The following is a 19,170-nucleotide window of genomic DNA, read 5'->3' as shown; positions in this document are numbered from 1 at the left end:
GATGACGATCAACGATCTGCGCGGTGTCCTCAAAGGGCGCGTGCTCCTGGCCGATGACGACGGTTTTGAACAGGCGGCCACCGCGTGGAATCTGACCGTCAGGCAGCCGGTCGCGGCTGTGGTGGAGGCCGCGGACGCCGATGACGTGGCGGCGCTCGTGCGTTACGCGCGGCGGGCGGGTATGACGGTGACCGCGCAGCCGAGCGGGCATGGCGCCTCGGGTGATGTGGACGGCTTGATCCTGTTGCGTACCGGCCTGCTGAACGAGGTGGAGGTACGCGCGCAGGAGCGCGTGGTCCGGGTGGGCGCGGGCGTGAAGTGGGGGCAGGTGCTGGCGGCGGCCGGCCCGCTGGGTCTGACCGGCCTGTCCGGCAGCGCGCCGGGGGTCAGCGTGACCGGCTACACACTGGGCGGCGGGGTCGGCTGGTTCAGCCGTAAGTACGGCTTCGCCTCCGACAGCGTGCGGGCTATCGACATCGTGGACGCCGATGGCGAGCCGGGCCGGGTGACCGCCGAGTCCGATCCCGAGCTGTTCTGGGCGCTGCGCGGCGGTGGCGGGGACTTCGCGGTGGTGACCGCCCTCGAACTCGAGCTGTATCCCGCGCCAGTCCTGTACGGCGGGCGCGTGATCTGGCCTGAGCACCGGACCAGGGAGGTGTACGACGCGTTCCTGGAGACCACCGCCGAGGCGCCACGTGAACTCAGTGTCTGGATCAACCGGCTCCAGCCCCCCGGCGCGCCGCCGATGGTGACGCTGGATCTGGCCTACCTGGGTGAGGCGGCTCAGGGGGAGGACCTGCTGGCGCGCATCGACAAGATCGAGGGCGCGATCTCCGACAGCCGCGGCGTCGTCCCGGTTGCCGACCTGGGTGACATCGCCGCCGAGCCCACCGATCCGGCCCCATCCATCGCTCGTGCGGAGTTGCTCACCGGCCTGGACGCGGACGCGGTGGAGCTCCTGCTGGCCAAGCCGGTCGAACCGCTTATCAACGTGCAGATCAGGCACCTGGGCGGGGCGCTCGCCGATCCGGGTGGCGGGGCCGGTGCGAGCGGCGCGGTGGCTGAGCCGTACCTGCTCGGCCTGGTGGGTCTCGGCCTGCCGCACGTGGCCGATGCGACGCGCGCCAAGCAGGCCGAGGTCGTGGCCGACCTGGAGGCCTACATCAGCGGCCGCAAGCCGTACACCCTGCTGACCCCAGGCGACACGGCGGCGAAGTCCTTCTCCGGCAGCGCGCTCGCGCGGCTGCGGGAGATCAAGCGGGCCCGTGACCCGCACAACGTGTTCCGCGCGAACTACCCGGTGCTCGGATAGATCGGTTCCCAGCAGGTCACGGCCCCGCCGCCCACCGGGGCGGCGGGGCCGCACCGAACCCGCGTGACAGATGTCGCCGCGAGCACTGTGAAGGGCACACCCACACAGGAAGGACTCGCACAATGAGGGGTTTCCGGTGCACCGTGGCGATCAGCAGATCCACCGGCGCATCGGTTCGCCGCATGCAGCGTACGGCGCAGCATGCCCCACTCCTTCAAAGCCGCGGCCAGGGTGTTCTTCCGGGACGCGGCCGACCACTTGCCCACTACCAGCGAGGCGGTCGCCTGGCCGTACTTCAGCGACCCGGCCATCCGCGGATATTGCGCTTGAGATCGGCCGAGCGGGCCTGCTCACGGCCGCCGGCGTGGGTGAAGCAGTCCAGAAAGTGCGTGCGCACGTCCGGCTCGATCAGCAGGGAGGCGATCGGCGCGAGCACCAGCGGGGTGAACTGGCGCAGGTAGGTGTAGGAGGCGTGCAGCGCCGACAACCGGCCGCCATCAGGTACTCGGTGGCCAGGTTGAACAGCAGCGTCGGTGAGTCGTGTTCCATCGCCCGGTCCAACAGGAACTGCTCCAGCTCCTTCATCGCCGTGCTCTCAGCCAGGGCAAAGTGGCGAGCTGGACGGCAAGCCCGAGGCGATCTCCAGCGCCTCGGCCACGACCCGGATCCATGAAGACGACGTCGGCGGGCGTCAGGGTGAAGCACCTGATCAGATCGTCCCGGCCGATGTCCGGGAACGAGCGCAACCGCTCCAGCTGATCGTCGGAGAACATCCGGGTCGACATCGACCACCTCCACACCGCACCGGTCAGGACCGTAGCGGAAGTGATCAACAATCGGAACAGGCCCGCATCAGTGCAGGTCAGGCAGATCCGTTGGAAATTTCCCCAGGACTACAACGAGGCCCCCATGGGTTTTGGGTGGCCGCTTCGCCGCCTGGCTGCGTGAGCATCCCGGCATCGAGGTGATCTGCCGGGACCGGGCCGGCGCCTACGCCGAGGGTTCCAGAGCCGGGGCACCGGACGCGATCGAAATGGCTGATCGCTGGCATCTGTGGAACAACTTATGCAAAGCAGTCGAGGCCGTCGTCCGAGCGCACTGCGGTGCACCTCATCAACGGGCCGCGCTCCCGGACCCGTTCCTTCGAGGAGTTCATCCCCTGTCTGCGGCAACGCGTTACTGAAGACGAGATCATCAATGCCGCCCAGCTGTATGCCGAACTCCGGGAGCGCGGCTATCGCGGCAGCCGCCGCACTGTGCGCCGCTACCTGGAGCCTTTGCGAGCCGCGGCCACCACCCCCGATCTCCCGCCACCACCTCCAACGGTCCGGGAGACCACCCGCTGGATCACCAGCCACCCCGGCCACCTCACCGACGATGAGAACACCCGGCTCAAAGCCTCCAGCCCGGCGACGTCGATGAAGTCCAGCGCGGCCGGGGCGCGACGACCTGCACGGTCCAGCCTTCGGCCTGGGCCGTCGCGACGAGACGGCCGACCTCCGCGGCCGGGCCCGCGGCGCACACGATCATGTAGAGGACCTTGCCTGCACGGCTCACGCGGTGACTCCGGACATAGGGACGAACGTGGCGGCCTCCGCCGGCATCCGCGCTGCTCCCGCCACGACCGGAGCACCTGACATCGATCCGGACCAGTCATTTCCGGCCCGTCTCAAAGATGCCATAGTTCTCCATCCGTAATCATGTGTCACTACGATCTCCGCCTGTGAGTGACAGGCAACACCCCACCGGCGCCGCTGTGTTCGTCGATCAGACAGGCAGGCGCAGGCGGTTCCTGAAGATCGCCGGAGTCGTCGTCGGCACGCTGATGCTCGCGGCGGTGGCGACCGTGGTCGGTGGACTGTTCACCGGCACGCCGCTGTCGGTGGTCGGCTGGCCCGGAAACGATTCCGTCCGGCCGACGCCCGCCGCCACCAGGGCCGAACCCACGAGATCGGCCAAGCCCACGCCAGCCCCGGAGATCACCAGGACTTCCGCCCCTCCGCAGCCGACGACGGTCCGCCGTACGCCTCGGCCCACCACCTCCTCCCGATTTCGGGTGACGCCCCTGCCTCCGCCTTCGACCAGGCCGTCCACGCCCACCAAGGCTCCCTCCCCGTCCACACCGCCGGAGCCGTCCACGCCGCCGGAGCCGACCGCACCGCAGCAGTCGGCTGAGCCGACCTTCGAGCAGACGGTGCCGCCGGGTCAGACGAAGACCCCGCCCGGCCGCGACCCGAACAAGACTGCGGGACCGAAGAAGTGAGGCCGCAGGAAACCATGGGCACACAGGTGTGGCCCCCGCCGAACCTGTCCGGGACGAACCCGGCCGAGACGGCGAGACTCGACGTCTCCGCCACCATGCCCCTCACCGACCTGAGGCCTCCCCCTCGCGAGCAGCCCCCCGGCAGAGGGAAGCGCCCCGTCCGGCGGCGCCGCCAGGGCCAGGCCGACCCGCGCGGACACTGGTTCCTCGTCGCGGTCGGCATCGTGCTGATGGTCGGAGCGCTGGTGCTCAACGGATACGCCACCAACGCGGTGGGCGAGACGCACGCGGCCCCGCCCCCGGCCGGCCGGCCTTCCGCGGACCTCGACCTCGTACGGCGCAGCGGTCCGGTGCTCAACCTCACCGGCGACAAACCGGACAGCGCCCGCCTCCCGGCCCGCACGGTGGCGCTCACCTTCGACGACGGCCCCGACCCGCGCTGGACCCCTCAGCTCCTCGATGTGCTGGCCCGGCACGGCGCCAAGGCGACGTTCTTCGCCGTCGGCGCCCGGATCGCCGAGAACCCGGAGCTGACCCGGCGGATCATCGCCGAAGGGCACGAGATCGGCAACCACACCTACGCCCACGCCGACCTCACCGCCGTGCCGGAGTGGCGGCTGCGGCTGGAGCTGTCGCTGACCCAGAAGGCACTGGCCGGTACGGCGGGCATGCACACCCGCCTGGTGCGCCCGCCGTACTCCTCCTCGCCGGCGGCCGTCACCGGCCCCCAGTTGCGGGCGCTGCACGCCATGGGTGGTGAGGGATATCTCGTCGCGCTTACCGACCTGGACACCAAGGACTGGGCCAGGCCCGGCGTCGAGCAGATCGTCCGCGCCGCACTTCCCCGCCGGGGCAGAGGCGCGGTGATCATGATGCACGACTCCGGAGGGGACCGCGGCCAGACGGTCGCTGCGGTGGATCGGCTGCTCACCCAGCTCGCCGAGCAGAGATACCGGGCGACGACGCTCACCACCGCGCTCGGCATGCCGTCGGCCCTCACCCCGGCGGGAGGCATAGACCGTTTCGTCGGCACCGGCCTGAGCCTCGCCCAGCGCGGCGCGACCGGCTTCGTTACGGCGATGTCGTGGATCCTGGTCGTCGCCGGCGTGATCACCTTGCTGCGGCTGCTGTTCTTCCTGGTCCTGGCCTGGGTGCACGCCCGGCGGGTGCGGGGTGGCAAGAGGCGCGCCGGGCGCGCTCCGGCATGGCCCGAGCCACCGGCCGTCACCGTAATCGTCCCCGCCTACAACGAGGCGGCCGGGATCGAGGCGACCGTACGCTCGCTGGTGAACACCGACTACCCAGGCGTGCTGGAGGTGGTCGTCGTGGACGACGGCTCCTCCGACGACACCGCCGCCATTGCCGCCTCCCTCGGCCTGCCCGGAGTGCGGGTGATCCGTCAGGAGAACGGCGGCAAACCCTCGGCGCTCAACACCGGCATCGCGCACGCCTCGCACGACATCCTGGTCATGGTGGACGGCGACACCGTCTTCGAGCCCGCCACCATCGGGCACCTGGTCCGGCCGCTCTCCGACCCGGCCGTAGGCGCGGTCAGCGGCAACACCAAGGTCGGCAACCGACGCGGCATGATCGGCCGCTGGCAGCACATCGAATACGTCATCGGCTTCAACCTCGACCGCCGCGCCTTCGACCTGCTGGGCTGCATGCCGACCGTACCGGGGGCGATCGGAGCCTTCCGCCGCTCGGCGCTCCAGGAGATCGGCGGCGTCAGCGTCGACACCCTGGCCGAGGACACCGACCTGACCATGGCGATGTGCCGGGGCGGTTGGCGGGTGGTCTACGAGGAGAACGCCCTGGCCTGGACCGAGGCGCCGACCTCGCTCAGCCAGCTGTGGCGCCAGCGTTACCGGTGGTGCTACGGCACGTTGCAGGCGATGTGGAAGCATCGCCGCGCGATCACGGAGCCGAGCCCCTTCGGCCGTCGCTGCCTGGGTTATCTGACGCTCTTCCAGGTGGTGCTGCCGCTGCTCGCCCCGGTCGTGGACGTCATGGCCGTCTACAGCGTGGTGATGGGAGATCCGTTGCCGGTGGTGGCGGTCTGGGCTGGATTCGTGCTGGTCCAGGCGTTCAGCGGCTGGTACGCGCTGCGGCTGGACCGCGAGCGGGCCTCGGTGCTGTGGGTGCTGCCGTTGCAGCAGTTCGTCTACCGGCAGCTGATGTACCTGGTGGTGATCCAGTCGGTGGCGACCGCCGTACTCGGAGTGCGCCTGCGCTGGCAGACGATCCGCAGGGAGGGCACCTTCGCGGCCTGAGGTGCCCCTCCGGCTCAGGTCGGTCCCGGGCCGGACGCGCGTACCGTCGGCTCTTGCTTGGGTCGGGTTGAGGCCGCGCGTTAGCCGGACGCCGAGAGCCGCCTCATGGGCCCTTCACTGTTGCTTCGAGCACGCGGATTAGATTCGCTCCTTCCCTTTGCGGCTCTTGCGAGCACTCTGCGGGGTTGGCGCAAGGGCGAGCGGAAGAAGGACGTGGTACTGGAGGAATCCAAGGATCATGAAGAGATCGTCGAGCGGATCGCGGCGCTGGGCATCGGCAAGGCCGGCCTGGTCTGCTGTGTACGAGTACCCGATGAGCAGCGGGCTGGGCGGTGGCTGCAGGAGGCGCAGGCCTACTCCACGATGACCCGATCGCTGCTACGTGGCCCGCATCCTGGGCGAGGTGTCCGTGGTCGTGCAAGTCCAGCCGCCCGCGACCTCGAGATCGACAGAGCGCCGCTCTACCTGGGCTCCTACGTCGGCGAGTCAGCTCGATGGTGGTCATGCACATGTCGATCCGGCCAAGGTGGCGGCGTCGACCGGTGCGGCGCGGGTGAGGCCGGCTGCAGCCGCTGATCAGCGGTCTTCGCCACGGCGAGGCCACGGCCCCGGCCACCGCCGAAGGATCTCCACCTCAGCAGCACCCGGCCGACGCCGAGACCTCGCGCGGCTGGGGCATGCCTGACGCGGTTCGGAAGAGACCCGCAGCACTGTGATCGTGCGGGTTTCGCCACGTCCCGTCTGCGTTGTGGTGTCAGCTCCACGCCACTGGCAGCTCTATCGGGCCGCTGACGGCGTGCCCGGCCTTGTACCGGATGTCATGGGTTGAGATGGCCAGGCGTAGCGCGGGTAGTTCGCGGATGAGCAGGCCGATGGCCACCTCGACCTCCATATGGCCGAGGTGGCGGCCGACGCAGTGGTGGGGGCCGTAGCCGAACGACAGATGCTTGTTGGGGCTCCGGGCGAAGTCGATGCGGTGCGGGTCGGGAAAGACCCGCGGGTCGAAGTTGGCGGCGTCATGGGAGGGGATCACCACCTCGCCCGGCTGCAGGTGCGCGCCGCTGGGGAGCCGCATCTGCCGCATCACCCGCCGGGGCATGTCGTCGCCGGCGGAGGTGGAGAACATCCGCTCCAGCTCGGTCACCGCGCCGGGGATCATCTCCGGGTGGTCGATGAGATATTTGTAGGCGCTCTCGTGTTCTGCGTAGGGGTGGGTCAGGAGCACCTGGGTGAAGGTGCCGATCGAGCTGGCGGCGGTCTCCCAGCCGCCCAGCACCAGGGCGATCGGCAGCATGAGCAGGCGGTCGGGGGGCAGGTGTGCCCCGCCGACGGCGATCTGTGACAGCAGGTCGGCTGCCGGTTCCTGGCGCCGCTGCTCGATGAGGGTTGCCAGGTAGCCGGCCATCGCCAGCGCCGAGGCGTCCGTATCGGCTCGGGTCAGGGCGCTGTTGGCCAGGAAGGCCTCTCCCCACTGGCGAAACTGCAGCCGGTCGGGCTGCGGCAGCCCGAGCATGTCGCTGATGGTCTCCAATGTCAGGGGGATGGCGAAGGCCTCCATGAGATCGACGGGATCGCCTTGGTCGAGCATCGCTTTCAGCTGCATCGCGGCGCGGTTTTCGATCTCGCCACGGCGTTTCTCGATCGCCTGCGGGGTGAACCAGTCTTTGACGACGTTGCGCACCGCCGAGTGTTTGTCGCCGTCCAGACCGAGGAGGGTGCCTTCGAGGCCGACGTCGTCGACGTCGAGGGCGGCCTCCCGGGAGCATCCCTCCTGGCGCAGCACCTCCTTGACATCGTCGTAGCGGGTGACGAGTTTGCCCGGGGTGCCGTTGGCCCGGATGATCTCCACAACGCCGGTGTCGGTCTCCCGAAGTGCGTGATACCGCGCGTTTTTGTACAGGCCGGGCCGGTTGACCCCGTCCGGGCCCTGATCCAGCGGATGGGCGACCGGACAGGCGGCGGAGCTTTCAGAAGAGGGAAGAGGGGACATCGAGAGGGGAACCCTTCATACGGTGTGAGGTGGGGACAGCGCAGACAGCTGGCACGAAACACAGATCAAGAGGCGACCACCAGGACGGTCGCGGCGGTCGCGGCGCCCAGGGCCGCGCCGACCACTGTCTGCGCCGGCGTGTGCTCGCCCAGACGCACCCGGGCCCAAGCCGAGACAGCGATCACCCCCACGCCCGCGGCGGCCGCCGGGCCAAGGCGCAGACGGCCCAGGGGAGGCAGACGGCCACGGTCGCGGTGTGCCAGGACACATCCCAGTGGGCGGTGATCGGTGAGCACGCCGAGCATCACCAGCAGTGTCACCATCACCTCGACGACCGGGACGGGGGCGCCGGACTCGATCAGCGCCCCCAGCCCCATGATCAGTGTTGAGGCCGTCAGCGGCAACGGCACAATGCGGCCACGGCCGTCTTAATGCATGCTGGCCCCTCCGGCGGCGGGCCCGGCGAGAGGTGCTCGCCGGGCCCGCCGTACGCCGGTCAGACCCGTGTGATGCGGACGGCGTCGGCGACGATCAGTCCCGTGCCGGCGGTCCACCGGCTCACCCCGACGACGTTGTAGTCCCCGGCGTTCAGCGTGAAGGTGCCGATGGCGCGCCAGGCGCCGCCGCCGGTCCGCTGGTCGACGTAGACCGTCTTGTTGCCGCTGGAGGTGGTGACGATGTACGGCGCGGCGGTGTTGTAGCCGGAGGTGGCCGGGTACCAGGCCTCGACGCGGTAGGTGGCCGTGGCGGGGATGGCGGCCCGGTACCAGGCGGTGTCACTGGCCGTCACCGGTTCGGCGTACCGGTAGTCGGCGCCGTAGCGCTGGCCGGAGTAGGTCGAGGTACCCCAGTTGGCGCTCGCGGTGAACCTCCCCGCCGTGGTGTTGTCGACGATGGTGGACCAGGTGGTGGTGGTGCCGTTGACGTACTGCATGTACCTGGTCCAGTCCCAGTTCGGGCCGGGGTCGGTGTGGTCGTTGCCCGGGACCTCGACGTGGCCGACGATGTGGGCGCGGTCCTTGGGGATGCCGTAGCGGTCGGCGATGTTGCGGGTCAGCGCGGCCGAGGAGCGGTACATCGCGTCGGTGAACCAGGAGGCGTCGTTGACGTAGCCCTCGTGCTCGATGCCGACGGAGCGGCTGTTCCAGTCGCGGGCGTGCCAGGCCCGGTCCTTTTCGCGGACCATCTGGGTGACGTCGCCGTCGGAGGAGCGCACGACGTAGTGCGCCGAGACCTGGGCGGCGGGGTTTTGGAACCAGGAGATGGTGCCGGCGTAGGAGCCCTGGGTGACGTGGATGACGATGCGGTCGATGGCGTTGCTGGTGGGCCGGTTGGAGACGGTGTAGTTGCTGGAGCTGGCGGCGACCCATTTGGCGCCGGGGTAGTCCACGGCGGCGGCCAGGTGGGGGGTGTTCAGGTCGCGGGCCTGGGCGTAGGGGCCGCGGTCGGGCTGTACGGGCTGCGGGGGGACGGTCACGGTGCCGGTGGGCGCGGCGGTGTTGACGCCTTTGGCGAGCAGGTCGTAGACGGTGTCGGCGTACAGGCGGGCGACGTCGGGGGAGGAGGCGTTGCCGTATCGGGCTATGGCGGTGTACCACTTGCCGGGGTCTTTGCGGGTGGTGGCGTCCAGTCCGAGTTTGTCGGCGTGGGCGCGCAGGATCGCGGCGCCGCCGGTGATGTTGGCGGTGGTGTCGGTCTTGAGGGTGTCGATCGGGGTGGCGGTCAGTTGGGCGGCCTGTTCCAGGGTGTGGGTGGTGGGGTTGCTGACCAGGTGCATCACTCCGTAGCCGCCGCTGGCGCTGGGGGCGCCGTGGTGGTCGTCGAGGTGGGTCTCGGCGTAGGCGAGGGCGACGAGCAGGTCGCGGGGGACCTCGTAGGTCGCGGCCGCGTCGGCGAAGGCGTCGGCCAGGGGGTCGGCCGGAGCGGCGCTCGCGGGCGGGCTGAACACGCTCAGTACGGCTACCAGCAGGCCGGCCGACGTGACCGCCATGCGCCGCGACCGGCGTACCTGGACAGAAACCATGAATCCTCCTCCAGGGGGGAAGCTTTCCGGAAATCGGAAAGCCCGGAGGTTTGACACGGTAAGGAACGATATCTCCCGCTGTAAAGACATTTGACAAAAAGATGCATGCTGATGAAGATTTTCTCCCTCGCCTGCCGGGATCCATCGGAAAGGAGAGATCGCGGACGGGGCCCACCGGTTTCTCTGGCGCGTTCCACCGGACTCGGTGCCTTTTCCGATCCGGTTCCGGCGCGTGTCCGCGAGCCGCCGACCGGCGCTTCCGGGCAGTTCGCCGTCGAGGACGGGAAGCCTCCGACGCCTTTCGGTGGTGATGGAGCGTTCCGCTCTCGTGCGGGTCGTCATGCGCGACCTCTGCCGTTCCTTTCCACGGAGGAAGGCCACGGACAAACGGGGGCCGATACGCGGAGCGGACACTCATGAATCATTCTTACGGCCATTGTGCGATTCCGATTACCGGCATCGCACGGATTGATCATGATTTACCGGCGCCGCGCGGATGGACGCCCCCTGGGGCGGAACGGAGATGAACGGGCACCGCCACCGGCGGAACCTGTACACCGCATCCGTGGACGCAGCCCGGGTGTGAGCAGCCGGGCGCGGGCCGTCTCGGACGGCCGGTTTCGGGTGGGCCGTCCTGAATGACTCGTTCCAGAGGGGACTTTCTGCGTGGACGCCCGTCTCGCGGGTAGCCGGAGGTCATGGCGACCTATGGCTTTCACTCATCACATGAGCAGATCCATCCGGCCGAGCTGCTGAAAGCGGTGACGCGGGCGGAACAGGCGGGCTTCGCGGCGGCGATGTCGTCGGACCACTTCTCCCCGTGGAGCGAGCGGCAGGGGCACTCCGGCTTCGCCTGGTCCTGGCTGGGCGCCGCCCTCCAGGCCACGGAGCTGCCGTTCGGCGTCGTCAACGCGCCGGGCCAGCGCTACCATCCCGCGATCATCGCTCAGGCGATCGGCACGCTGGGGGCGATGTTCCCCGGCCGGTTCTGGGCTGCTCTGGGCACCGGGGAGGCGAGCAACGAGCACATCACCGGTGACCGCTGGCCGCGCAAGGACGTCCGTACGGCGCGCCTGCGGGAGTGCGTCGACATCATCCGGGCGCTGCTGGCGGGGGAGGAGGTCAGCCATGACGGCCTGGTGACCGTGGACCGCGCCCGCCTGTGGACCCGGCCGGACGTCCCGCCCAAGCTGGTCGGAGCCGCGGTGAGCGCCCAGACCGCCCGCTGGTGCGCGGAGTGGGCCGACGGGCTGATCACCGTCAACCGTCCGATCGAGACGCTGCGCGAGGTCGTGGAGGCCTACCGGGGGGCGGGCGGCCGGGGAAAGGTCGCCCTCCAGGTCCACCTGAGCTGGGCCGAGAGTGAGCAGGAGGCTCTGGCGATCGCCCACGACCAGTGGCGGAGCAACGTCTTCGGGCCGCCGGTGAGCTGGGATCTCGACACCGCCGAGCTCTTCGACGTCATCTCCGCGGACGTGCCCCCGTCGCGGGTGACCGAGTCGGTCAACGTCTCCGCCGACCTGGGGCGGCACGCCGCCTGGATCAACGACTACGTGGAGCTGGGTTTCGACGAGATCTACCTGCACCACGTCGGCCAGGAGCAGAGTGCCTACATCGACGCCTTCGGCGCCAAGGTCCTCCCTCAACTCCGCTGACGCCTCTCCGGCGCATCTCTCCGTCTCTCCGCCGCTACTCCCTCGCCGGCGCTTCTTCACCGATGTCTCCGGCGCGTGCCCCGGGCAGGCTCCCGGGGCGGCGGGAGATCCGGGTGAGCGTCGCCCCGGGAATGGCCTCGGGGCGGCTGGCTTGGGAATGGTCTCCGGGGCAGTCGGGTGGCTGCGGGTCTGTGGGGGCCGGGTGGGCATCGCGCGGGAATGGCCTCCGGGCCGGTTGGGAGGACGGGGGCTGCGGGGAATCTGAGTGTGGGGTGCTCCGAGTGCTTTTCCGCCGCCTTTGTTATGTTCTTATCGCCCGTTGTGTGGAAATTTCCGGAAGGTGCCGTGCTCGACGTACTCCCTGATTTCAGGGCCGTTCTCCCTCTCCGGTGTGGGGAGTTCGACGGGCGGTCCTGCCTGGTTGAACCCTTGCTTTCCGGGCATTTGGGATTTTATCTACCGTTTGGCGATGACTCCGGAATCCGGTGGGGAGATTCTGTCGGTGGGGCGATTCAAAATCGTCATCGACCCGCTCCCGCTCTGGAGGTCCCCCGATGGCAAGACGTAGATCGACGGCAAGGCAGCGTCCCCGGCGGCGTAAGAGCAAGAAGGGAAACGTCTGGGTGCCGTGGCTGTTCGGCGCGCTTGCCGCGATCATCGTTGTCCCCTACGTGCTCGACGCCGTCCGCGTCTACTGGCCGTGGCTGCTGGGGGTGACCGCGCTCCTGGCGGCCGGGGCCGTCGGAGTGATCGTCGTCCGGCGCCGCATGATCACGGCTGACCGTGATCGGTGGATCGCCGTCCACGGCCGCCTGGGCCAGATCGATCGCATGACGGGGCCCGAGTTCGAGCACCTCGTCGCCGAGCTCATGCGGCGCGACGGATTCAGCGATGTGCGCCGGGTCGGCGGAGGGGGAGACCTCGGCATCGACGTCACCGGGGTGGCGCCCTCCGGGCGGCTCTTCGCCGTCCAGTGCAAACGCTGGTCGAGATCGGTGGGTTCACCCGCCGTCCGCAACGTCGTCGGCGCGGTGGCCAACACCTACCGGGGGCACCAGGGAGTCGTCGTCGCCTCCTGCAGGTTCACCCCGCCCGCGTGGGCGGAGGGCACCTCGGGAGGGCTCGTCATGATCGATCGTGACCAACTGGCCGAGTGGCTGACCGGCGCCTGCTCCCTCCCCGGCGCGCGATCACGGCCCCGCCTCCTGGACAGGCTGCCGGGCCGCCCTGCCGTCCGGCGGGCCGTACGTCCTCCGCCCGTCGTGCGGGAGGACGGTCCCGGCTTCGACGGCGCGGCCGCCGACTGACACCTATGCCGTGGCCCGGGTGTCGTGCAGGTCGCGGGCCGACATCACCGCGTTGACGTTGTGCTCGGCCCAGTCGGTGACGGCCTGCAGCGGCTCCTGGAGCGACTGGCCGAGCTCGGTCAGGGTGTATTCCACCCGGGGCGGGACCTCGGCGAAGACCTTCCGGGTCAGCAGGCCGTCGCGCTCCATCGCCCGCAGGGTCTGCGTCAGCACCTTCGGCGTGACGCCGCCGATCATGTCGCGCAGCTCGGTGAACCGGCGCGGCCCCCGGTGCAGGCTCAGCACCACCAGCACCGACCACTTGTCGCCGATGCGGTCGAGCACCACCCGGGTCGGGCAGGACGGGTCGAAGAAATCTCCTTGCTGCATGGTTTCCAACGTATACCAATAGCACGTTGAAGTAACCAGTATCCGATGGATACGGTCGATTCGACACTGCGTTTCAGGAGGTTGACGATGAAGATTCTGCTGATCGGCGCCAGCGGCATGATCGGGAGCCGGATCGCCGCGGAGGCCCGCGACCGAGGTCACGAGGTCACCGGCGTCACGCGCAGCGGCGCGGAGGGGACAAAGGTCGCCGATGCCTCGGACCCGGCCGCGGTGGCCGGGCTCGCCGCCGGTCACGACGCGGTCGTGTCGGCCATCGCCCCGCCGCGGGACGGTTCCGAGCCTTCCGGCCCGCTGCTGGCGGCCGTCCGCGGCGTGCTGGAGGGGCTCCGGGGGGCGGGCGTGCGCCGCCTCGTGGTGGTCGGCGGTGCGGGCAGCCTGGAGGTGGCGCCGGGGGTGCGGCTCGTTGACACCCCGGGGTTCCCCGAGATCTACAAGCGCGAGGCCCTGGCACTGGCCGAGGCACTGGAGCTCCTGCGCTCCGAGGCCGGTGACCTGGACTGGACCTACATCTCCCCGGCCGCCGTCATCGAGCCCGGCGAGCGCACCGGGAAGTTCAGGCTGGGCGGCGACCAGGTGCTCGCCGACGCCGAGGGCAACAGCTTCATCTCCGCCGAGGACTACGCCGTCGCCCTGGTCGACGAGCTGGAGAAGAACGAGGCCGTCGGGCGCCGGATCACCGTCGCCCACTGACGGCTGACGCGGCGGGCGGGCGAGGCCCGCCGCGGCGCCCCGTCCGGATCCGCCGGCGGACCCCCTCGATGCGCCGACGCGTGTACCTTCTCGTCTCGCTCACCGGGGCCGGGCCGGCCCATCCGGGGTAGTGCCAGGCCGACCCGACTCTGTCGAGGCTGCTCCCCCCTGCCCGGCGATTCCAGGGTCGAGCCGCCTCCGGCTTCGCTCCGCCACCACGACGGCAGAACAGCGGTGGACTTCCACCTCCACACGGACGGACCAGCGCTCCGTGGCGCACCGGGGCTCATGGCACGCTTCTCACCGGCACCCCATCTAGCCGGCGCTGGGACCGGCCCGTTCCAGCACCACTACCGGGATCGCCCTGCTGGTTCCCGTCCGATATCGCTCGTAGTCCGCCCAGAGTCCCGCCATCATCTCCCACAGCCGTTCCCGTTCCTCCCCCTCCGCCTCCACGGCCGTCACGGCGAACTGTTCCGCCCCCACCTGTACGTGCGCGGACGGTTCGGCGAGCAGGTTGAGATACCAGGCGGGATGCGCGTCCGCACCTCCGTTCGATCCCACGACGACCAGCCGCTCACCGTCCGTTCCGTAGATCAGTGCCGTCCTCCGTGGCAGGCCCGACCTGCGCCCCCGCGTGATGAGCAGCAGCGTCGTCACCCCCCACCGCCGGTGCCCTTTGCGCCCGTCCGTCTCTATGTATTCCTTGATGTGCTTGGCGACCCAATCGATCGGGCTGTCCGTGGGGTTCATCAACTACCTCCAGCGTGGAGACCCCGTCCTTCAGGGCGGGGAGGAAACGCGGCACAGCGCCGCATGGGATTTTCTCGAACACGCGTACGGCGCCGGCCGTGCTGCGTCATGATGTGCGCCATGGCGCAGCCTGTGAAGCGGGCCTTCACCTACCGCTTCTATCCGACCCCCGAGCAGGCCGAGCAGCTTGCCCGGACGTTCGGCTGCGTCCGCCTGGTCTACAACAAGGCACTGGAGGAGCGCAGCCGCGCCCACGCCCTCCACGGTCGCCGTGTCTCCTACGGGGAGTCGTCGGCCATGCTCACCGCGTGGAAGCGCACCCAGGAGCTGGCGTTCTTGGGTGAGGTGTCGTCGGTGCCGTTGCAGCAGGCCCTGCGCCACCTGCAATCGGCGTTCACCAACTTCTTCGCCAAACGGGCCGCCTATCCGCGGTTCAAGTCCCGCAAGAGGTCCCGGCTGTCGGCCGAGTACACCCGTTCGGCGTTCACCTGGCGCGACGGGCGGCTGACCCTGGCCAAGACGGCCGGCCCGCTGGACATCGTGTGGTCGCGGCCGCTGCCCGAGGGGGCCGAGCCGTCCACGGTGACCGTGAGCAGGGACGCGGCCGGGCGGTGGTCGGTCTCCATCCTGTGCGAGGACACGATCCGCCCGCTGGACCCGGCCGACGGCGTGGTCGGCCTCGACGCCGGGATCACCTCCCTGCTCACCCTGTCGCGGCCGATCCCCGGCCTCAGCGACGCCGTCGGCAAGGTCGCCAATCCCCGCCACGAACGCGCCGACCGCGCCCGGCTGGCCCGCGCGCAGCGCGCCCTGGCCCGCAAGGAGCGGGGCTCCAGCAACCGGGCCAAGGCGCGGGTGCGGGTCGCGCGGGTGCACGCTCGGATCACCGACCGCAGGCGTGACCACCTGCACAAGCTCACCACCTCGATCGTCCGCGAGAACCAAGTGATCGCGATCGAGGACCTCACCGTCCGCAACCTGATGAGGAACCGCCGCCTGGCCCGCGCCATCTCGGATGCTTCCTGGCGGCAGGTGCGGACCATGCTGGAGTACAAGGCGCGGTGGTACGGCCGGGAGCTGGTGGTCGTCGACCGCTGGTTTCCCTCCTCCAAGCTCTGCTCGGCGTGCGGCACGATCGCTCAGGTCATGCCGTTGGGGGTGCGGGAGTGGGTATGTGCGGCTTGTGGCGCCGCCCACGACCGAGACGTCAACGCCGCGAAGAACGTCCTCGCCGCCGGGCTGGCGGAGAGGTGAAACGCCTGTGGAGCCGGTGTAAGACCTCAAGGGAGCCTTTCTCCTGGCGGGCGACTGGCGGTGAAGCAGGAAATCCGACCTGTGAGGGTGGGAATCCCCTCCCCTCGGGGAGGGGAGGATGTCAATGAAACGTCCTCCGCGTGCTGTGCTTGCGGCCTTCGAGTTCGAAGGTCCGCCGAAACCATCCGGTCGGCCCGTACGACGAGGTCGCGGGTCCGGGTGCCGAAACTCTCGTCTGGACCAGGCGGCTACGGACGGCGGGAAGCGGCACGATGATCTTGTGCTGCCTGCTCCAGGTCCGCCGCGTTGGCCAGCGCATCGGAGAGGCTTTCGCGTTGCGAGTCGTCCAGCGGGGTGTTCCGGACGCGGTCGAGGAGGCTGCCGGCCGTGTCGGGGTCGTCGAGCCTGATGGCCAGTTCGGCCCGGTAGACGAGGGCCTCCACGAGTGTGGTGACCGGTGTGAGGCCGTCTTGCCCGGCGAGCTTGCCGTCCAGGATCTTCGCGGCCTGGCGGGTGTCGCCCCTGGACTCCCCCTGGACGATCGCGTTCTCCAGCGCCCGCGCGAGCGGTCCCCCCGCCACGTCGCCGGAGCCGCCGGGGGACGGCGAGTCCTTCGTCCGGAAGATGCGGATCCAGTTGCCTCCCGGGTCGACGACGGTGAACCCCGTGGCATCGCCGGTGTTCTTCCGCTTCCGCGGCCGTGTGATGCGCGGGATGCCGGAGAGCAGGAGCTTTCCGTGGACGGCACGCATGCCCTCGGCGAATTCCTCGAACAGCGCGGCGGTGTCGTCCACGGCGACGATGCACGAGCCGTACGACTGCTCCGGATCGAAGTCGGCGATGCCGGCGAAATGCAGTTCGATTCCGCCGCGCCGGACAACGACGTACGGATTCGGGCGGGTCTGCCGGTAGGTCCTGTCGAAGCCGAGCATGCCGTAGAAAGCGGCGATCTCGTCGATGTCCCGGCAGGGAAGGATCGGGATGGTCGTCTCACGCTTCACGGTCGCACCTCGAATTCCGTTGTGGATGATGGCCACGTCGTGGGGTCACCTCCGTGACCTACGACCGCCAGACGGTCGCTGAGCGGTGATGGTCGCCCGTCCGGCTCCCGGGCCGGGGTCGTACCCGTCGGGGAGGCCGAGAGCATCAGGGGCCCCACTTTCACGTATATGCCGTACACATTGGTGGGCAGCATATCGGCAAAAGTGATCAGGGTGGTGTATCCGGGGTCGGCTGCCGGTCGGCGGGGACGCGTCCGAGCCCGGATCGCAGCATGCGGACCGGTGCGCGCGAGACCGGAGCGCGGGCCTTGGGGCCGGTATGGGGCGGCGATGTCCCGGTGGGCCAGGCTTCCGTGGCCGCCGCGCCGGATGCGGGGGTTCTCCCGGGTCTCGATCGCGCCCGCGCCCGCGGGGACCGTCCGGCTCGCCCGGCCCGCCTCCATGATGATCGGCGCGGCGCCCGGGTCGAGCCGCGGCCGGCAGCCGCTCAGGATCACGGTCGGCCGAATTTCGTCACGAGTTTTGTCACATATGGAGCCCGTTCATCGTCGGTGAGATCACCGCGCGTGCCGGTCCTTCTCGCTCGCGGCGGGCCGGCCCGACTCCGGCGTCGGCGCCTTCGGGCGTTAGGTACGCTTGTACATATGATGGATCGCGTCACTGACACCGACCGGCGCTCGCAGCGTGAGCGGATGCTCGCCGGTGACCTCTACATCGCCGCCGACCCCGAACTGGCGGAGGAGGGCCGCCGGGCGGCCAGGCTGATCGAGCGCTACAACGCCACCCCGGCCGACGAGGCGGGGGAGCGCCGCCGCATCCTCGGGGACCTCCTGGGAGGCATCGGCGACGACGTCGAGATCCGGCCTCCGCTGTACTGCGACTACGGCTACCAGATCCGGATCGGGGCCCGCTCGTTCGTCAACTTCGGCCTGGTGGCCATCGACGTCGGCCGGATCACCATCGGGGACGACGTGCTGATCGGCCCGAACGTGCAGCTGCTGACCGCGACCCATCCCGTCGAACCCGGGCCCCGCCGCGCCAAGTTCGAGGCCGCGGAGCCGATCACGATCGCCGACAACGTCTGGCTCGGCGGCGGGGTGATCGTCTGCCCGGGGGTGAGCATCGGCGAGAACACGGTCGTGGGCGCCGGAGCCGTCGTCGTCAGGGATCTGCCGGCCAACGTGGTGGCGGTGGGCAACCCCGCCCGGATCGTGCGCCACCTGTGAGCGGGGAGGCTGCCGAGCCCGCGGCACCGCCGCGGGACGCGCGGGCGGGGAGCCCCGAGGCGACGTCCCCCGGGGAGAGGACGGCGCTCCCCGGGGACGCGGCGACGTCCCTCAAGGGCGGGCGGAAGGGTACGGATGGCGCGGAGGGGGAGGGGGCTCCGGTTCCCGCCCGGCGCCCGCGCCGCCATGATCCGAACAGGCGTGACCGCATCATCGACGTCACCATCGACGTGATCGCCGAGCACGGGCTCGCCGGTACCGGCCACCGCAGCGTGGCGGAGGCGGCCGACGTCCCCCTCGGCTCGATGACCTACCACTTCGCGAGCCTGGACGAGCTCGTCGAACTGGCCTTCTCCCGCTACGTGAGCGTCCTGGCCGACCGTTTCGACGCGCGCCTGGCCGCCGCCCCCGAGAGCGGGGACCTTGCCGCGATCGTCACCGACGTGATCATGGTCGACTTCCTGCGGGCCCGCCGTGACCTGGTGCTCGCCTACGAGCTCTACCTCGGCGCCGCCCGCAATCCCGCTCTGCGGGAGGTGACGCGGACCTGGATGCGCCGGAGCAGGCGTGCCCTGGAACGGCTCACCGATCCGGCGACCGCCCGGGTCCTCGACGCCCTGCTGGAAGGACTCGTGCTGCACAATTTCCTCGCGACGGACCCCATGACGCGCGAGGAGGTCCACCAGGCGGTCGCCCGCGTCATCGGTCCCGCCCGCTAGAAGATCATTGAAGATGCCGGGGGCCGACCTCGCCGCGAACCGTCACCCAGCTGATCGCCGCGATCGCCGACGCGACCGGGCTCGGGGTGTGGCCGGCGGAGAACGTCGCGCACGCCGGGCGGCGTCCAGATCAGGTGCGGAAGGAGCTTCTCAAGCGCTTCCGGTCACCGAGAGCGGCGTGCAGGGGATCCGGCATCCGGCCATTCACGCGAGCCCCGCCCGCTCCCGCCGCCGCGCCACTCCATGCCGGGTGGTCAGGGTGCCAGGGGGACCGGGACCCCGAACCCGCGGGTATCCGGTCGGCACGTTCTCCG

Annotated in this window: 18 protein-coding genes and 2 pseudogenes; 10 read left to right on the top strand and 10 right to left on the bottom strand. The window is 70.0% G+C overall.

Annotation, left to right across the window (positions count from 1 at the left end):
• Position 1 precedes the first annotated feature (1 nt).
• Positions 2-1,312, top strand: a complete 1,311-nt coding sequence (locus SROS_RS37980) for an FAD-binding oxidoreductase (RefSeq protein WP_012894270.1) — start codon at positions 2-4, stop codon at positions 1,310-1,312.
• Here SROS_RS37980 and SROS_RS54665 read toward each other — a convergent pair.
• The 3 genes from SROS_RS54665 to SROS_RS37970 form a co-directional block, all read right to left on the bottom strand.
• Entirely contained in the window at positions 1,294-1,623 is a 330-nt protein-coding gene (locus SROS_RS54665; protein WP_148269333.1) for a Tn3 family transposase, read from the bottom strand. The two genes, SROS_RS37980 and SROS_RS54665, sit on opposite strands and share 19 nt — an antisense overlap.
• A complete protein-coding gene (locus SROS_RS51435) occupies positions 1,608-1,799 on the bottom strand; it encodes a hypothetical protein (protein WP_043653766.1) in 192 nt (63 codons plus the stop codon). The genes SROS_RS54665 and SROS_RS51435 overlap by 16 nt, the downstream gene beginning before the upstream one ends.
• 94 nt (positions 1,800-1,893) lie before the next feature.
• Positions 1,894-2,097: a DUF4158 domain-containing protein gene (locus SROS_RS37970; protein ID WP_012894268.1), complete on the bottom strand. Its 204-nt coding sequence runs from the start codon at positions 2,095-2,097 to the stop codon at positions 1,894-1,896.
• Positions 2,098-2,243: 146 nt separating this feature from the next.
• On the opposite strand from SROS_RS37970, the pseudogene SROS_RS54660 reads away from it, so the two are divergent.
• Positions 2,244-2,411 (top strand): annotated as a pseudogene (locus tag SROS_RS54660) (ISL3 family transposase); the annotation flags it as partial.
• Between the two features lie 293 nt (positions 2,412-2,704).
• Here the strand turns inward: SROS_RS54660 and SROS_RS48255 are convergent.
• Complete coding sequence (locus SROS_RS48255) at positions 2,705-2,869, bottom strand: hypothetical protein (RefSeq protein ID WP_218919750.1); 165 nt, start codon at positions 2,867-2,869, stop codon at positions 2,705-2,707.
• A gap of 166 nt (positions 2,870-3,035) precedes the next feature.
• Between SROS_RS48255 and SROS_RS50355 the strand changes: the two genes are divergently transcribed.
• Both SROS_RS50355 and SROS_RS37960 read left to right on the top strand, forming a co-directional pair.
• Positions 3,036-3,575 carry a hypothetical protein gene (locus SROS_RS50355; protein ID WP_148269331.1) on the top strand — a complete coding sequence of 180 codons (540 nt, stop codon included), beginning with the start codon at positions 3,036-3,038 and terminating at the stop codon, positions 3,573-3,575.
• 14 nt (positions 3,576-3,589) lie between these two features.
• Positions 3,590-5,848 (top strand): bifunctional polysaccharide deacetylase/glycosyltransferase family 2 protein, encoded by a 2,259-nt coding sequence (locus SROS_RS37960; RefSeq protein WP_012894266.1) that lies wholly within the window; start codon positions 3,590-3,592, stop codon positions 5,846-5,848.
• 754 nt (positions 5,849-6,602) lie between these two features.
• Here SROS_RS37960 and SROS_RS37955 read toward each other — a convergent pair.
• The 3 genes from SROS_RS37955 to SROS_RS54085 form a co-directional block, all read right to left on the bottom strand.
• Complete coding sequence (locus SROS_RS37955) at positions 6,603-7,697, bottom strand: cytochrome P450 (protein ID WP_043653761.1); 1,095 nt, start codon at positions 7,695-7,697, stop codon at positions 6,603-6,605.
• A 206-nt stretch (positions 7,698-7,903) separates the two neighbouring features.
• On the bottom strand, positions 7,904-8,242 hold the full coding sequence (locus SROS_RS37950) for a hypothetical protein (RefSeq protein ID WP_148269330.1): 339 nt from the start codon (positions 8,240-8,242) through the stop codon (positions 7,904-7,906).
• 92 nt (positions 8,243-8,334) lie between these two features.
• The gene (locus SROS_RS54085) at positions 8,335-9,861 is read right to left on the bottom strand and encodes a golvesin C-terminal-like domain-containing protein (RefSeq protein ID WP_012894263.1); all 1,527 of its coding nucleotides are present in this window, start codon (positions 9,859-9,861) and stop codon (positions 8,335-8,337) included.
• 698 nt (positions 9,862-10,559) lie between these two features.
• Between SROS_RS54085 and SROS_RS37940 the strand changes: the two genes are divergently transcribed.
• Together SROS_RS37940 and SROS_RS37935 are read left to right on the top strand one after the other, a co-directional pair.
• Positions 10,560-11,516, top strand: coding sequence for a TIGR03885 family FMN-dependent LLM class oxidoreductase (locus SROS_RS37940; protein ID WP_012894262.1), 957 nt, complete (start codon positions 10,560-10,562; stop codon positions 11,514-11,516).
• 554 nt (positions 11,517-12,070) lie between these two features.
• On the top strand, positions 12,071-12,823 hold the full coding sequence (locus SROS_RS37935; protein ID WP_012894261.1) for a restriction endonuclease: 753 nt from the start codon (positions 12,071-12,073) through the stop codon (positions 12,821-12,823).
• Positions 12,824-12,826: 3 nt separating this feature from the next.
• Here the strand turns inward: SROS_RS37935 and SROS_RS37930 are convergent, their stop codons facing one another.
• A complete protein-coding gene (locus tag SROS_RS37930) occupies positions 12,827-13,192 on the bottom strand; it encodes a winged helix-turn-helix transcriptional regulator (RefSeq protein WP_012894260.1) in 366 nt (121 codons plus the stop codon).
• Between the two features lie 87 nt (positions 13,193-13,279).
• Between SROS_RS37930 and SROS_RS37925 the strand changes: the two genes are divergently transcribed.
• A complete protein-coding gene (locus SROS_RS37925; RefSeq protein WP_012894259.1) occupies positions 13,280-13,903 on the top strand; it encodes an NAD(P)-dependent oxidoreductase in 624 nt (207 codons plus the stop codon).
• 315 nt (positions 13,904-14,218) lie between these two features.
• On the opposite strand, the gene SROS_RS37920 is transcribed toward SROS_RS37925, so the two are convergent.
• Positions 14,219-14,656, bottom strand: coding sequence for a nitroreductase family deazaflavin-dependent oxidoreductase (locus tag SROS_RS37920; RefSeq protein ID WP_012894258.1), 438 nt, complete (start codon positions 14,654-14,656; stop codon positions 14,219-14,221).
• 120 nt (positions 14,657-14,776) lie between these two features.
• On the opposite strand from SROS_RS37920, the pseudogene SROS_RS37915 reads away from it, so the two are divergent.
• Positions 14,777-15,982: pseudogene (locus SROS_RS37915) on the top strand (RNA-guided endonuclease InsQ/TnpB family protein); the annotation flags it as partial.
• A 176-nt stretch (positions 15,983-16,158) separates the two neighbouring features.
• Here the strand turns inward: SROS_RS37915 and SROS_RS37910 are convergent.
• Positions 16,159-16,911, bottom strand: coding sequence for a bleomycin resistance protein (locus SROS_RS37910; RefSeq protein WP_052317224.1), 753 nt, complete (start codon positions 16,909-16,911; stop codon positions 16,159-16,161).
• A 644-nt stretch (positions 16,912-17,555) separates the two neighbouring features.
• Here SROS_RS37910 and SROS_RS37905 point away from each other — a divergent pair.
• Both SROS_RS37905 and SROS_RS37900 read left to right on the top strand, forming a co-directional pair.
• The gene (locus tag SROS_RS37905) at positions 17,556-18,137 is read left to right on the top strand and encodes a sugar O-acetyltransferase (RefSeq protein WP_012894255.1); all 582 of its coding nucleotides are present in this window, start codon (positions 17,556-17,558) and stop codon (positions 18,135-18,137) included.
• Positions 18,134-18,856 carry a TetR/AcrR family transcriptional regulator gene (locus tag SROS_RS37900; protein ID WP_012894254.1) on the top strand — a complete coding sequence of 241 codons (723 nt, stop codon included), beginning with the start codon at positions 18,134-18,136 and terminating at the stop codon, positions 18,854-18,856. The genes SROS_RS37905 and SROS_RS37900 overlap by 4 nt, the downstream gene beginning before the upstream one ends.
• Positions 18,857-19,170: the final 314 nt, after the last annotated feature.

Origin of the sequence: Streptosporangium roseum DSM 43021 (assembly GCF_000024865.1) — a bacterium.
GTDB classification, from domain to species: Bacteria; Actinomycetota; Actinomycetes; order Streptosporangiales; family Streptosporangiaceae; genus Streptosporangium; species Streptosporangium roseum.
This window is presented reverse-complemented; position numbering and strand designations above follow the sequence as displayed.